The 13,105-nt window shown below is 67.9% G+C and carries 15 protein-coding genes; 6 read left to right on the top strand and 9 right to left on the bottom strand.

Annotated elements, in window-relative coordinates:
• Window position 1 precedes the first annotated feature (1 nt).
• Genes ACVOME_RS05490 through ccmA form a run of 6 tightly spaced genes read right to left on the bottom strand, consistent with a single transcriptional unit; the run spans window position 2 to window position 4,787 of the window.
• Window positions 2-1,921 (bottom strand): heme lyase CcmF/NrfE family subunit, encoded by a 1,920-nt coding sequence (locus tag ACVOME_RS05490; RefSeq protein ID WP_478053641.1) that lies wholly within the window; start codon window positions 1,919-1,921, stop codon window positions 2-4.
• Window positions 1,922-2,398: a cytochrome c maturation protein CcmE gene (gene ccmE / locus ACVOME_RS05485; protein WP_111186423.1), complete on the bottom strand. Its 477-nt coding sequence runs from the start codon at window positions 2,396-2,398 to the stop codon at window positions 1,922-1,924.
• The gene (gene ccmD / locus ACVOME_RS05480; protein ID WP_053516869.1) at window positions 2,395-2,583 is read right to left on the bottom strand and encodes a heme exporter protein CcmD; all 189 of its coding nucleotides are present in this window, start codon (window positions 2,581-2,583) and stop codon (window positions 2,395-2,397) included. Before ccmD ends, ccmE begins: the two co-directional genes overlap by 4 nt.
• Window positions 2,580-3,350 (bottom strand): heme ABC transporter permease CcmC, encoded by a 771-nt coding sequence (gene ccmC, locus ACVOME_RS05475; RefSeq protein WP_065181944.1) that lies wholly within the window; start codon window positions 3,348-3,350, stop codon window positions 2,580-2,582. Before ccmC ends, ccmD begins: the two co-directional genes overlap by 4 nt.
• Window positions 3,351-3,393: 43 nt before the next feature.
• The gene (gene ccmB, locus ACVOME_RS05470; protein WP_053516872.1) at window positions 3,394-4,089 is read right to left on the bottom strand and encodes a heme exporter protein CcmB; all 696 of its coding nucleotides are present in this window, start codon (window positions 4,087-4,089) and stop codon (window positions 3,394-3,396) included.
• Window positions 4,086-4,787 carry a heme ABC exporter ATP-binding protein CcmA gene (gene ccmA, locus ACVOME_RS05465; protein WP_428992327.1) on the bottom strand — a complete coding sequence of 234 codons (702 nt, stop codon included), beginning with the start codon at window positions 4,785-4,787 and terminating at the stop codon, window positions 4,086-4,088. The genes ccmB and ccmA overlap by 4 nt, the downstream gene beginning before the upstream one ends.
• 143 nt (window positions 4,788-4,930) lie before the next feature.
• On the opposite strand from ccmA, the gene ACVOME_RS05460 reads away from it, so the two are divergent.
• The 3 genes from ACVOME_RS05460 (at window position 4,931) to ACVOME_RS05450 (ending at window position 7,440) form a co-directional block, all read left to right on the top strand.
• Window positions 4,931-6,079, top strand: a complete 1,149-nt coding sequence (locus tag ACVOME_RS05460) for a pyridoxal phosphate-dependent aminotransferase (RefSeq protein WP_065181945.1) — start codon at window positions 4,931-4,933, stop codon at window positions 6,077-6,079.
• Between the two features lie 14 nt (window positions 6,080-6,093).
• Complete coding sequence (locus ACVOME_RS05455) at window positions 6,094-6,900, top strand: amidohydrolase (protein ID WP_053516876.1); 807 nt, start codon at window positions 6,094-6,096, stop codon at window positions 6,898-6,900.
• Window positions 6,901-7,005: 105 nt separating this feature from the next.
• Window positions 7,006-7,440: a hypothetical protein gene (locus ACVOME_RS05450; RefSeq protein ID WP_053516878.1), complete on the top strand. Its 435-nt coding sequence runs from the start codon at window positions 7,006-7,008 to the stop codon at window positions 7,438-7,440.
• 79 nt (window positions 7,441-7,519) lie between these two features.
• Here the strand turns inward: ACVOME_RS05450 and ACVOME_RS05445 are convergent, their stop codons facing one another.
• Genes ACVOME_RS05445 through ACVOME_RS05435 form a run of 3 tightly spaced genes read right to left on the bottom strand, consistent with a single transcriptional unit; the run spans window position 7,520 to window position 10,911 of the window.
• Window positions 7,520-9,127, bottom strand: coding sequence for a pseudouridine synthase (locus ACVOME_RS05445; protein WP_065175486.1), 1,608 nt, complete (start codon window positions 9,125-9,127; stop codon window positions 7,520-7,522).
• Complete coding sequence (gene scpB / locus ACVOME_RS05440) at window positions 9,120-9,992, bottom strand: SMC-Scp complex subunit ScpB (protein WP_180875560.1); 873 nt, start codon at window positions 9,990-9,992, stop codon at window positions 9,120-9,122. Before scpB ends, ACVOME_RS05445 begins: the two co-directional genes overlap by 8 nt.
• Before the next feature lie 13 nt (window positions 9,993-10,005).
• On the bottom strand, window positions 10,006-10,911 hold the full coding sequence (locus tag ACVOME_RS05435) for a segregation and condensation protein A (RefSeq protein ID WP_053516881.1): 906 nt from the start codon (window positions 10,909-10,911) through the stop codon (window positions 10,006-10,008).
• A 359-nt stretch (window positions 10,912-11,270) separates the two neighbouring features.
• Here ACVOME_RS05435 and ACVOME_RS05430 point away from each other — a divergent pair, with 359 nt between their 5' ends.
• From ACVOME_RS05430 to ACVOME_RS05420, 3 genes are all read left to right on the top strand, one after another.
• Window positions 11,271-11,570 (top strand): YciI family protein, encoded by a 300-nt coding sequence (locus ACVOME_RS05430; RefSeq protein ID WP_065181993.1) that lies wholly within the window; start codon window positions 11,271-11,273, stop codon window positions 11,568-11,570.
• A complete protein-coding gene (locus tag ACVOME_RS05425) occupies window positions 11,567-11,842 on the top strand; it encodes a BolA family protein (RefSeq protein ID WP_065181947.1) in 276 nt (91 codons plus the stop codon). The genes ACVOME_RS05430 and ACVOME_RS05425 overlap by 4 nt, the downstream gene beginning before the upstream one ends.
• Window positions 11,843-11,990: 148 nt before the next feature.
• Window positions 11,991-13,028 (top strand): LacI family DNA-binding transcriptional regulator, encoded by a 1,038-nt coding sequence (locus ACVOME_RS05420; protein ID WP_053516884.1) that lies wholly within the window; start codon window positions 11,991-11,993, stop codon window positions 13,026-13,028.
• Window positions 13,029-13,105 lie beyond the last annotated feature (77 nt).

Raw genomic sequence — 13,105 nt, 5'->3', positions numbered from 1 at the left:
CCTACGGACGACGGAAGCGGCGGTCAGCGGCGGTGATGAATCCACCCAGGGCCATCAGCAGCGCGCCCAGCCAGATCCAGCGCACGAACGGTTTGATGTGGACGCGGACCGCCCATGCATTGTTGCCCAGCGGCTCACCCAATGCCACGTAGACATCACCGCCGATGCGCGCATCGATGCCGGCCTCGGTCATCACCTGGCCACCGCTGGCGTACTGCCGCTTCTCCGGATGCAGCAGGGCCAGTTCGCGGCCGTCGCGGAACACCCGCAGATGACCGCGGTCGGCAATGAAGTTGGGGCCCTCGCGGTGATCCACGCCTTCGAAGCGCACTTCGTGACCGCCGACCACGATCTGCTGGCCCGGTGCCAGCGCCACTTCGCGCTGCACGTTCAGCGCTTCCACCAGCAACGCGCCCGCCAGAAACACGGCGACGCCGGCATGGGCAACGATCATGCCGAGCATTTCGGCAGTAAAGCGGCCATTGCCACGCAACCGCTGCCAGACGAAGCGGGCGGTGCCCAGCGCGACCCAGGCCGCCGCGGCGACGCCGATGCCGGCTTTCCATCCGTTCTGCGGCGCCTGCCACCAGGCCAGCGCACCGAGCAGTACCGCCAGACCGAACCAGGGGGCGAGCAGGGCCATCGCGCGCGAAGGCTGGTCGCGCTGCCATTTCACCAGCGGGCCGAAGGGCAGCAGCAGCACCAACGGCGCCATCAACAGCAGGAACAGGCTGCCGAAGTAGGGTGGGCCGACCGAAATCTTGCCCAGCGCCAGCGCATCGGCCAGCAGCGGGTACAGCGTGCCGAGCAGGACCATCGCGCAGGCGGTGGCCAGCAGCAGGTTGTTGGCCAGCAGCAGCGTTTCGCGCGAGGTTGCGGTGAAGCCGCGGCGGGCATCATCGGCGTCGATGCTCAGCTGGCCCGCGCGCAGCGCGTACAGCAGCAGGCTTCCACCCACCAGCAGTGACAGGAACACGAGGATGAACAGGCCCCGCGAAGGATCGGCGGCGAACGAGTGCACGCTGGTCAGCACGCCGGAGCGCACCAGGAACGTGCCCAGCAGCGACAGCGCGAATGCGGCGATCGCCAGCAGCAGGGTCCAGCTGCCGAAGGTGCCGCGCTTCTCGGTCACCGCCTGCGAGTGGATCAGTGCGGCGCCGACCAGCCATGGCATGAAGCTGGCGTTCTCGACCGGATCCCAGAACCACCAGCCGCCCCAGCCCAGTTCGTAGTAGGCCCACCAGCTGCCCAGGGCGATGCCCAGGGTCAGGAACGCCCAGGCGACATTGGTCCATGGCCGCGTCCAGCGCAGCCAGCGTGCGTCCACGCGTCCCTCCAGCAGCGCGGCCACGGCGAAGGCGAACGGCACCGCGAAACCCACATAGCCCAGGTACAGCATCGGCGGGTGGATGATCAGCCCCGGATCCTGCAGCAGCGGATTGAGGTCACGGCCCTCCAGCGGGGCCGGGTTCAAACGCAGGAACGGGTTGGAGGTGAAGATCAGGAAGGCGAGGAAGCCCGCGCTGACGATGCCCATCACCGCCAGCACGCGCGCCTGCACGTGCCGGGGCAGGTGCCGTGAGAACAGCGCGACCGCGCCGGTCCACAGCGCCAGCACCAGCGCCCACATCAGCAGCGAGCCTTCGTGCGCGCCCCACACCGCCGAGTAGCGGTAGATGAGGGGCAGCAGCGAGTTGGAGTTCTCGGCCACGTAGCGCACCGAGAAGTCCTGCTGCACGAAGGTGGCGGTCAGCACCGCGAATGCACCGGCCACCAGCAGCAGCTGCGCGTAAGCGGCCGGCTGTGCCACCGCCATCCACGCCGCGTTGCCGCGATGGGCGCCGGCCAGCGGCAGGCCGGCCAGCAGCAGCGACGCCAGCAGTGCGCACAGCAGCAGGATCTGACCCAGTTCGGGCAGCACTCAGCGGACCTCGGGTGCCGTCACCGGCACGTCGTGCTTGAGATGGGCCTGGCCCATCTTGTCGGCCACTTCCTTCGGCACGTACTGCTCGTCGTGCTTGGCCAGCACTTCGTCGGCGACGAACACGGCGTTCTGCAGCGCGCCCTCCTGCAGGCGGCCGCTGGCGACCACGGCCGTGCCTTCGGCGAACATGTCCGGCAGGATGCGCGAGGTCGTCACCGCCAGCTGGGCATCGCCATCGGTGACCAGGAAGTGGGCTTCCAGCGAGCCGGGCGGGCGGTTGAAGGAACCCTTCACCACCATGCCGCCGAGGCGGAACCGAGATTGCGGCTCGACGTCGCCACGCAGCACTTCGGAGGGCGTGTACAGGTAAGCAATGTTGCGCTCCAGTGCCATCGCCACCAGCGCGGTGGCCAGGCCGGAAGCGAGCAGGGCCAGCAGGACCCAGGCCAGGCGGCGGCGTTGGACCGGTGTCATCGTTCCAGCTCCGTGGACAGCGACGGTGGGACATCCTGGGCGCTGGCACGTGCCTGCTGCCGCTGCTGCCGGGCCTGTGCCATGCGCCGGGCGGCGCGCAGGCGCAGCCAGGAGCCGAGCGCGTCGGCGCAGAGCACCAGCACGAACACCGCGTACGCACCGATCACGTAGGGCAGGTGGCTCATTGCGGGTTCTCCGCAGCAGCCTGCGCGGCGTCGATGCGGCCACCGACCCAGGCCTTGCCGGCCTCGCGGTCGAGATTGTCGGCGCGCGCCTTGGCCAGCACCGAACCGGCGAACCAGAACTTGGTACCGATCACCATCCACCACAGCGGGGCGATCATGGCACTGTCGATGGCCGATTCACCGAACACGTTGATCGACTGGCGCTGGTGCAACCCACCCCACCAGTCCACGGAATAGCGGATCACCGGCAGCAGGCTGACGCCGACGATGGCCAGCAGGCCGGCCGCACGGGCGGCACTGCGGCGATCCTCGATGGCGTGGTACAGGCCGATCACGCCCAGATACAGGAACAGCAGCACCAGTTCGCTGGTCATGCGCGGGTCCCAGTCCCACCAGGTCCCCCACGTGCCCTTGCCCCAGATGCTGCCGGTGAGCAGGGTGATCAGCGTGAACCCTGCGCCCATCGGCGCGCACGCCATGGCCAGGATCTCGCAGACCTTGATCCGCCAGATCAGGGCAATGGCGGCGTACAGCGCCATCAGCGCGAATACGAACAGGCTCATCCAGGCGCTGGGCACATGGATGTACAGGATGCGGAAACTGTCCAGCTGCCGGGCTTCCGGCGGCACCACCAGCAATGCCTGCCAGATTCCGACAAGCAGGACCGGCACGGCCGCGAGGTAGAACACCCGCGACCAGCGGGCGGCGAAACGATCGAACGTGGGCGGAGAACCGAGTTGGTGGAACCAGCGGACAATCGGATTCATGCGTGACGGCTATCCAGCAGGGGTGGATTGGCTCTCAGCTCGATCAACTCAGAGAAATACGAATCGCAGCGGCAGTCGCCAGCGGTGCCAGCACCAGTGCCACCAGCAGGCCGGCACCCAGCATCAGCAGCGCGCCGACCGGATCCTGTCCACGGCTGGCTGCAGCCAGGCTGCCTGCACCGAAGACCAGCACCGGTACGTACAACGGCAACGACAGCAACGCCACGAGAATACCAGAGCGCCGGATGCCCACGGTCAGTGCAGCGACCACACCACCGATCAGGCTCAGCAACGGTGTTCCCAGCAGCAACGATGCCAGCAACATCGGCAGCTGGTCATGCGGCAGATGCAGCATTTCCGCCAGCAGCGGGCTCAGTACGATCAGTGGCAGGGCCGTGGTGGCCCAGTGCAGCAGCACCCGCACCAGCACCAGCCACGCCAGTGGCACCGGTGCCAGCAGCCATTGCTCCAGCGAGCCATCCTCGGCGTCGGAGCGGAACAGCGAATCCAGCGCAAGCTGCCCGGCCAGCAGCACCGCCAGCCACAGCACCGCACCCGCGGTCGCCGCCAGCGGCTGTGGATCGCGTCCCTGTGCCAGTGCGAACAGCACCACCACCAGCAGGGCGAACAGCAGCGGCTGCAACGCATCGCCGCGGCGGCGCCAGAGCAGGCGCAGGTCACGCCTGACCAGGGCCCGCGCGGTCTGCCACAGGCCCGGTTCGGTACCTGGGGCGATCATGCGGCACCGCCGAGGTCGAGCTGGCGGGTACGCACCGGTGGTGCGGCGTAGGCCCCATGGGTGGTGACCAGGGCGGCGCCACCTGCGCGCAGGTGCGCCGAAATCATCCGGTTGACCAGGGTGATGCCCTCCAGGTCGAGGTTGGCGTAGGGCTCGTCGAGCAGCCACAGCGGGGCGGGCGAGAGCCAGATGCGGGCCAGCGCCAGCCGCCGCTTCTGTCCGGCCGACAGGTGCCTCACCAGGGTGTCCTCATACCCGGCCAGGCCGACGATGGCCAGTGCATTGCCCGGCATCTGCCGCGCCCGGCGCCCGTGCAGGCCGCACAGGAAGTGCAGGTTCTCCAGTGTGTCCAGGTCCGGCTTCAGCGCGGGAAGATGGCTGAGATAGGCGACGTAGCGCGCCCGTTCGGCGTTGCTGGCGGGCCTGCCGTCGATCCGCACCTGGCCGGCGCCGGGTCGCGCAAGGCCGGCGAGCACGCGCAGCAGGGTGGTCTTGCCGGCACCGTTGCCGCCCTGCACGAGCAGCGCCTCGCCAGCATCCACGTGGAAGTCCAGCGGGCCGAACACGGGCGCGTCATTGCGCGAGAAGCTCAGGCCGCTGGCGGCCAGCAATGCAGGGGTGTCCAAGGGGCAGGGATCTTCATGCCGGAGTGCGGCGGCAATTGTAGCGATGAAATCCGCCCGGTAGCGCCGGGCCACGCCCGGCGAGCGTCAAGCGCGGTATCCCGCTGAAAGGGCATGTGCAAACAGCTGCCCGGCATGACCCGTCACGACCGGCCCGCGCCGCAGGCCGGGTCCGGATTTCGTACACTTCCAGCCCTTGTTCCCATTAGCCCAGGCCGATGCAACCCACCACCAAGCTGCCCAAGGTCGGTACCACCATCTTCACCGTCATGTCCCAGCTCGCTGCCGAGCACGGTGCAGTCAATCTGGGCCAGGGGTTTCCGGATTTTTCCGCGCCGCAGCGCCTGATCGACGAAACCGCCAGGGCGATGGCGGCCGGCCTGAACCAGTATCCGCCGATGACCGGTGTGGCGCCGCTGCGCCAGGCCATCGCGCAGAAGTCACTGGACCTGTATGGCGCCCAGGTCGACCCGGACACCGAAATCACCGTCACCAGCGGCGCGACCGAGGCCATCTTCAACGCCATCCACGCCGTGGTGCGTGCCGGCGAGGAGGTGATCGTGCTGGACCCCGCATATGACTGCTACGAGCCGGCCATCGAGCTGGCCGGCGCAACCGCCGTGCACGTGCCGCTGGACCCGCAGACGTTCGCCGTGGACTGGGACCGCGTGCGTGCGGCCATCACGCCGCGCACCCGCATGCTGATGGTCAACACCCCGCACAACCCCTCCGGTGCGATGCTGGACGAGGCCGACATGCAGGCGCTGGCCGACGTGCTGCGTGGCACGCAGATCTACCTGATTTCCGATGAGGTGTACGAGCACATCATCTACGATGGCCGCCGCCACGAATCGGTGCTGCGCTACCCGGAACTGCGCGAGCGGACCTTCGTCATCTCCAGCTTCGGCAAGACCTACCACTGCACCGGCTGGAAGATCGGTTATGCGGTGGCGCCGCCGCTGCTGACCGCGGAATTCCGCAAGGTGCACCAGTACAACACCTTCACCAGCTTCGGCCCGGCCCAGTATGGCTTTGCCGCGATGATCCGCGACGAACCGGAGCACCACCTGGAACTGGGCGCGTTCTACCAGGCCAAGCGTGATCGCTTCCGCGAGCAGCTGGCCGGTACGCGGCTGAGGCCGCTGCCGGTGCCGGGCGGCTACTTCCAGCTGGTCGATTACTCGGCCATCAGCGATCTGCCCGACCATGAGTTCGTGAAGTGGCTGACCATCGAGAAGGGCGTCACCGCCATCCCGCTGTCGCCGTTCTACGAAACCGCACCGACCGGCCAGCGCCTGGTACGGCTGTGCTTCGCCAAGAACGAGGCGACCCTGGACGCGGCGATCGAACGCCTGCGCCTGCTGTGAGCGGAGTGACGACCATGCAGGATCTGCGCATTTCCCTCGTCCAGGGCGACACCCGCTGGCATGACCCGGCCGGCAACCGCGCCTACTATGGCGCGCTGCTGGCGCCGCTCGCCGGCACCACCGATCTGGTGATCCTGCCGGAGACCTTCACCAGTGGCTTCTCCAACGAGGCCATTGCCCAGGCTGAAGGCATGGATGGACCCACCGTCGCCTGGGTGCGTGAACAGGCCAGGGCCTTGAACGCGGCGGTGGTCGGCAGCGTGCAGCTGCGCGACGGCGCGGGCGTGTACAACCGGCTGCTGTTCGCGACCCCCGACGGTGGACTGCAGTACTACGACAAGCGCCACCTGTTCCGCTATGGCGGCGAGCACGAGCGCTATGCCGCCGGCCGCGACCGCCTCTGCGTGGAATGGAAGGGCTGGCGCATCAATCCGCAGGTCTGCTACGACCTGCGGTTCCCGGTGTTCTGCCGCAACCGCTACAACGTGGAACGGCCCGAACAGCTGGATTTCGATCTGCAGATCTTCGTTGCCAACTGGCCCTCGGCGCGTGCCTACGCGTGGAAGACGCTGCTTCGCGCACGTGCGATCGAGAACCTGTGCTTCGTCGCTGCGGTCAACCGTGTCGGCGTGGACGGCAACCAGCTGCACTATGCCGGCGACAGCGCCGTGCTGGATTTCCTTGGCCAGCCGCAGGTGGAGATCCGCGAGCGCGAGCAGGTGGTGACCACCACCATTTCGGCCGACGCGCTGGCGCTGCACCGTGCGCGCTTCCCGGCGATGCTCGATGCCGATGCTTTCCATCTGGACGTGCAGGCCTGAACGAAGGGCTGAACGCTGCCCGCATCACCGTGCGCGCCTGCATTCACCCTGCACGCGCGCGCTGCTAGATTCGCCGGCAGTCCGAACGCTGTGGAAGTCCTGCCGATGAACAAGTCCCTTGCCCTGCTGCTGGCGCTGGCCGCCACCTCCCTGGCTCCGGCCGCGCATGCCGGTGGCAACCTCGACTGCCACCTGCGCTACAACCTGTCCGGCTGGTCGCTGATCTACAAGACGGCCTCGGGCACCGGCACCGTCAGCTGCAGCAACGGTGCCAGTCTGCCGGTGCGCATCCAGATGAAGGGCGGTGGCCTGACCGTTGGCAAATCGAAGATCACCGACGGGCGCGGCAGCTTCACCGGCGCCGTCAGCGTGGATGAACTGCTCGGTACCTACGCGTCGGTGGGGGCTCATGCCGGTGCGGTGAAATCCAGCAATGCGCAGGTGATGACCAAGGGCGACATCTCGCTGGCGCTGTCCGGTACCGGCAAGGGCTGGGACCTGGGTGTGGACGGCACGGCCTTCACCATCAGCCGGCGTTGACCGGTTCCCGTCGCGGCGGCACCCGATAACGAAAAACCCCGGCCAATGCCGGGGTTTTTCATGTCAGGCGTGCTGCCGATCAGCCGCCGCGCGGGCCGCCGCGACGAGGGCCACCCGGGCCACGATTGCCGCCGGGGCCGCCCGCACCGCGGTTGCCCCCCGGACCGCCGGGGCCGCGATTGCCACCGGGGCCACCCGGGCCACGGTTGCCGCCGCCGGGACCGCGGCCGCCCGGACGGGCACCCTGCGCCGGCTTCGGGCTGCCATACGGATTGAAGCCCGGGTTGGCGTGGTCGGACGGGAAGCTCGGGGCGTTGCCCGGATGCCCGTACGGATGCTTGTTGCCCTGCGCGCCCTGGCTGCGGTTGCCCGCGCCGGGACGGCCCTGACCACCGGCGCCGCCGCGACCCTGGCCGCCTGCGGCGCCCGGACCCTTCGGCTTGCCATAAGGACGGCCCTGGCCGCCGCCCGGACCACGCGCGCCCGGACCGGCGTTGCGGTGGCCGCTCGGGCCGGTGCTGACGCCATCGGGCACGTACCAGGTGCGGAACGCAGCCGGATTGCCTTCCGGCAGCGAACGGTCATTCTTCGGCTTGCGCTGCTTGAACGGCTTCTGCGACTGCTTGGCCGCGGCCTCGCCGCTGACCGTGAGGCCGCCCTTGAAGCCGCCCCCCTTGCCGTTGCGTCCACGGCCACGGTCTTCGCGCAGGGTGTCGAAACGGCGCAGTTCGCGCCCTTCGTCGGCCGTGCTGTGGCCATTGACGTAGGCGTTGCCACGGCCACCTTCACGCACGCGCACGGTGGTCTTGGCGGCGCGGCGCTGGCCGATCACCGGCTGCAGGGTGAGGGCCGACGGAGCGCCTTCTTCCAGCTTCAGTTCAGCACGCAGCGCTTCGACCTGGGCGCTCGGCAGCTCGACCGACTGGCCACGGGCCAGTTCGCGCGGCAGGCTGACCCGGCCGTAGCGGGTGCGCTTGAGGCGACTGACCTGGCAGCCCTGCGATTCCCACAGGCGGCGCACTTCGCGGTTGCGGCCTTCCTTGACCACGACGCGGAACCAGTCGTGCGAATCGGTACCGCCGATGCGTTCGATCTCGTCGAACTTGGCCGGGCCGTCTTCCAGCGCGACGCCACGGGCAAGGCGGTCGACGATGGCATCGGCCACCTTTTCCTGGCCTTCCGGTGCACGCACGCGGACCACGTACTCGCGCTCGACCTCGAAGGACGGGTGCATCATCGCGTTGGCCAGTTCACCGTCGGTGGTCGCCAGCAGCAGGCCGGTGGTGTTGATGTCGAGGCGACCGATCGCGATCCAGCGCGCGCCCTTCAGCGGCGGCAGCGATTCGAACACGGTCGGACGGCCTTCGGGGTCTTCGCGGGTGGTCACTTCGCCTTCCGGCTTGTTGTAGACCAGCACGCGCGAGGGTTCGGACAGCGCCGTGGCGACGAAGCCGCGGCCGTCCAGTTCGATCTTGTCGCCGCTCTTGACCGACATGCCGGTCTGCGCAACTTCACCGTTGACCTTGACCAGGCCTTCGGCGATGCGCTGTTCCAGCGCGCGGCGCGAGCCAAGGCCAGCCTGGGCCAGGACCTTGTGCAGGCGTTCTTCCAACTTGAACTGTTCGGAGGTGGCTTCGCGCTTGAGCGAGAGCTTGTTCAACGACAGCTTGCGAGGGGTGTCACTCATCAGTTTTGCTCCGGCCGACGGTTTCGAGGTCGGCCTCTGGTTCGGAATCGGCTTGGTCAACAGCCACGGTCGTCGTCGCGACGGCGTTGTCTTCGCGTTCGTTCACTGGCACCGCGCGCTCGCCCGGCGCGGAATCGGGGTGCCCATCATCGAGGGGCGAAGGTGCTTGCTCATCGGTGGCCGCCGCAGGGACTGCGTCGGCGGAATGCGGGGTGTTGCCACCGGCCAGGCCGGCATCATCATTGGCGGCCCCGTCCGGCTCGGCCGAAACGTCGGGGCCGTCGGCGCTGGCGGCAGCCGGTGCATCGCGGTCCAGGGCCAGCTGTGGTTCCAGCTCGCCCAGGTCCTTCAACTCCGACAGCGGCGGCAGCTCATCCAGGCGCTTGAGGCCGAAGTAATCCAGGAAGCCCTTGGTGGTGCCGAACAGTGCCGGCTTGCCGGGCACGTCGCGGTGGCCGACGACGCGGATCCATTCGCGTTCTTCCAGTGCCTGGATGATGTTGCTGCTGACAGCGACGCCGCGCACCTGCTCGATCTCGCCGCGGGTGATCGGTTGCCGGTAGGCGATCAGCGCCAGCGTTTCCAGGGTGGCACGGGTGTAGCGGGTCTTGCGTTCGGTCCACAGCCGGCTGATCCAGCCATGCACCTCGCCGGTGACCTGGTAGCGGAAGCCGGAGGCGACCTCGACCAGTTCCACGCCGCGGCCTTCGCAGCCTTCGCGCAGGTGCTCCAGCGCACGTTCGATGCTGCCCGGCGGTGCTGGTTCCTCCTCCGGGAACAGGTCCTTCAGCTGGGCCAGGGTCAGCGGCTGGCTGGAGGCCAGCAGGGCACCTTCGACAATGCGGTTGATCAGCGGTTGATCCATCGGCAGGCAGCGCTCACTCGTTCTCGTTGGCGGCGTCGTTGTCGTCGAACTCGCTGCTGAACTGCAGCGGGGCATTGGTGTTGCCGGCCGCCAGCGACTTCACGTAGATCGCCGCCAGCGGTTCCTCCTGGACGATGTCCAGCAGTTGCTCCTTGGCCAGTTCCAGCACGGCCAGGAAGGTGACCAGCACGCCCAGCTTGCCTTCTTCAGCAGTGAACAGGCTTTCAAAACGGTAGAACCTGCCGTCTTCCATGCGGCCGAGCACTTCGCCCATGCGCTGCCTCACGCTCAGCGCCTCGCGCTTGATCGCGTGGCCGCTGAACAGCTCGGCGCGCTTGAGCACATCGTGCAGTGCCAGCAGCATCTCCTTCAGGTCCACCGGCGGCGGCAGTTTCACCGTGGCGCGTTCGGGCATGAAGGCATGGGCCACCGTGGTGTCCCGGTCCTGGCGGGGCAGGGCATCGATGTCCTCCGCCGCCTGCTTGAAACGTTCGTACTCCTGCAGCCGGCGCACCAGTTCGGCGCGCGGATCGGCTTCATCGCCTTCGTCGCTGACCGGGCGCGGCAGCAGCATGCGCGACTTCACCTCGGCCAGGATCGCTGCCATCACCAGATACTCGGCCGCCAGTTCGAAGCGCAGCTCGCGCATCACGGTGATGTACTCCACGTACTGCCGGGTGATCTCGGCCACGGGGATGTCCAGCACGTCCAGGTTCTGCCGGCGGATCAGGTACAGCAGCAGGTCCAGCGGACCTTCGAAGGCATCCAGGATGACTTCCAGTGCGTCCGGCGGGATGTACAGGTCCTGCGGGATCTGCAGGACCGGTTGCCCATGCACGACGGCCAGCGGCATTTCCTGCTGCTGGGGGGCGGGCGGCCGGGTTGGCGGGTTCGCGTCGAGCGCGAGTTCGGAAGTCATCTAATGGACATCAGGATTGCAACGGACCAGTCGCGGCACCCGGCGCCGCGCGTGCACCGCGGGCCCCAAGGCACCAGGCGCGCCTGTCTCGGCGCGATTCCACACATATCAAACAGCAGGACGCGCCGCAGGAGACGGCAGCGACGGGACTACGGGGAGGTCGTCTACGTGGCCTGCCCGGAAGCGGCAGGTCGGTCGTCGGGGGCTGCGTTGGCCGCAAAAACCGACGGGTTGCTGCATCCAGCCACGTGCAATGGACTCTAGGGTAAGCCTTTGCCGCGCCAGTGTCCAGCTGCGGCCAGGGCGAGGGGGCTTTGGCTAGAATCGGCGGACCCGACAACGCGAGCGAGGAAATGCCGGTGTGGTATGTGATTGAAGGCTATGACGGCCAGGACGTGCTGACGCAACGGCTGCAGGCCCGGCCGGAACACCTGGCGCGGCTGCACGCGCTGCGTGATGAAGGGAGACTGCTGCTGGCCGGCCCTTGTCCGGCGATCGACAGCGAAGATCCAGGCCCGGCGGGGTTCAGTGGTTCGGTGGTGATCGCCCGCTTCGGGTCGCTGCCGGAGGCGCAGGCCTGGGCCAATGCGGACCCCTATGTGGCCGCAGGTGTCTACGTAAGGCTGCAGGTGCGGCCCTTCCGCCAGGTGCTGCCGTGAACGCGGACCGGATCGAGCGAATCCGTGATGCGCTGCAGCAGGCGCTGGCCCCGAGCGTGCTCGAGATCGAGGACGACAGTCATCGTCATGCCGGCCACGCTGGCGCGCGCGATGGCCGTGGCCATTTCAACGTGCATGTGGTCAGCGAGCGCTTTACCGGCCTCGGCCCGCTGGCCCGCCACCGCGCGGTATACGCGGCGTTGGGCGCGATGATGGAGACCGACATCCACGCGCTGTCCATCCGCGCGCTGGCACCGTCAGAACAGGGCTGAGCCCTTGTCCCGCACTGTCATTGCCGGTCCGTGCGTGGACCGTCAGGGACAGATTTCCATGTCCATTTCAGGACATTCGTCTAACGGACAGTTTACAAGCCCAGATGGAAACGCTTACATTCCGCGCCAATGCTGGTAGGTCCAAGCCGTGGAGGGCGGCTTCGTGAACAAGGCAGCCATTACAATCAAGGATGTCGCACGTGAAGCCCGGGTCTCCGTGGCCACGGTTTCCCGCGCGCTCAACGGGCATGAAAATGTCGCCGAACCGGTCCGCCAGCTTGTGCTGGAGGTGGCCGCACGGCTGCGTTACACCCCGCACGCCGCCGCCCGCAGCCTGAGCAGCCGCCGTACCAACACGGTCGGCGTGGTGCTGCCGGACCTGTACGGCGAGTTCTTCTCCGAGCTGATGCGCGGCATCGACGGCGTTGCCCGCAGTCGCCGCCAGCATCTGCTGGTGTCCAGCTACCACGGCGACCAGGAGCAGCAGGGTGCTGCCCTGCGCGCCATGCGCGGGCGTGTCGATGGCCTGCTGGTGCTCTCGCCCTATGCGGAGAGCCCCGGCTTCCTGACCGACAACTTGCCGCAGTCGCTGCCCACCGTACTGATCAACACCTACCTGCCTGGGCAGGATCATCCGGTGTTGAGCATCGACGACCACGCGGGCGCAATGGCGATGACCCGTCATCTGCTCGATGCCGGTCACCGGCGCATCGCGTTCATTTCTGGCCCGGACCTCAACTTCGACGCGCGCGAGCGCCTGCGCGGCTTCCGTGACGCGCTGGCGGCTGCCGGCGGCAGCGCCGAAGGCATCGAGCTGCCCGGTGATTTCGACGAAGCTTCCGGCCATCGCGCCGGTCAGGAGTTGTTGGCAGCCGGCACGCTGCCCGATGCCGTGTTCGCCGCCAACGACATGATGGCACTTGGCTGCCTGTACGCCTTCGCGCAGGCAGGCGTCCATGTTCCGTCCGATGTCGCCCTGGCGGGTTTTGATGACATTCCGCTGGCACGTTTCGTTCACCCGTCGCTGACCACCATGCAGGTCAGCATCGCCGAGCTCGGCGATCGGGCGATGACGCGCCTGATGCAGTTGATGGACGGCACCTCCACGGAAGGGGCCGGGGACAAGCAGACCCTGGTACCCCGTCTCGTTGTTCGCGATTCCACCACTCCGCCATCCGGCCGTTGAAGCCGGAGGCGTTCCTTCTTTTTTGATTGATCGCAGGGGACCGCACACGCGGTCGCCACCACCCGGAGATTGAGTTG

The sequence above is a fragment of the Stenotrophomonas sp. STEN008 genome (assembly GCF_056760435.1).
The sequence above is the reverse complement of the archived record's forward strand: the minus strand, read 5'-3'. Positions and strand labels throughout refer to the sequence as shown.

Bases quoted from the DNA above. Each gene is read 5' to 3' on its own strand.
- ACVOME_RS05460 (WP_065181945.1), top strand. From the start codon at position 4,931: ATGCAACCCACCACCAAGCTGCCCAAGGTCGGTACCACCATCTTCACC.
- ccmC (WP_065181944.1), bottom strand. From the start codon at position 3,350: ATGAATCCGATTGTCCGCTGGTTCCACCAACTCGGTTCTCCGCCCACG.
- ACVOME_RS05445 (WP_065175486.1), bottom strand. From the start codon at position 9,127: ATGAGTGACACCCCTCGCAAGCTGTCGTTGAACAAGCTCTCGCTCAAG.
- ccmD (WP_053516869.1), bottom strand. From the start codon at position 2,583: ATGAGCCACCTGCCCTACGTGATCGGTGCGTACGCGGTGTTCGTGCTG.
- ACVOME_RS05435 (WP_053516881.1), bottom strand. From the start codon at position 10,911: ATGACTTCCGAACTCGCGCTCGACGCGAACCCGCCAACCCGGCCGCCC.
- ACVOME_RS05450 (WP_053516878.1), top strand. From the start codon at position 7,006: ATGAACAAGTCCCTTGCCCTGCTGCTGGCGCTGGCCGCCACCTCCCTG.
- scpB (WP_180875560.1), bottom strand. From the start codon at position 9,992: ATGGATCAACCGCTGATCAACCGCATTGTCGAAGGTGCCCTGCTGGCC.
- ACVOME_RS05455 (WP_053516876.1), top strand. From the start codon at position 6,094: ATGCAGGATCTGCGCATTTCCCTCGTCCAGGGCGACACCCGCTGGCAT.
- ccmE (WP_111186423.1), bottom strand. From the start codon at position 2,398: ATGACACCGGTCCAACGCCGCCGCCTGGCCTGGGTCCTGCTGGCCCTG.
- ccmB (WP_053516872.1), bottom strand. From the start codon at position 4,089: ATGATCGCCCCAGGTACCGAACCGGGCCTGTGGCAGACCGCGCGGGCC.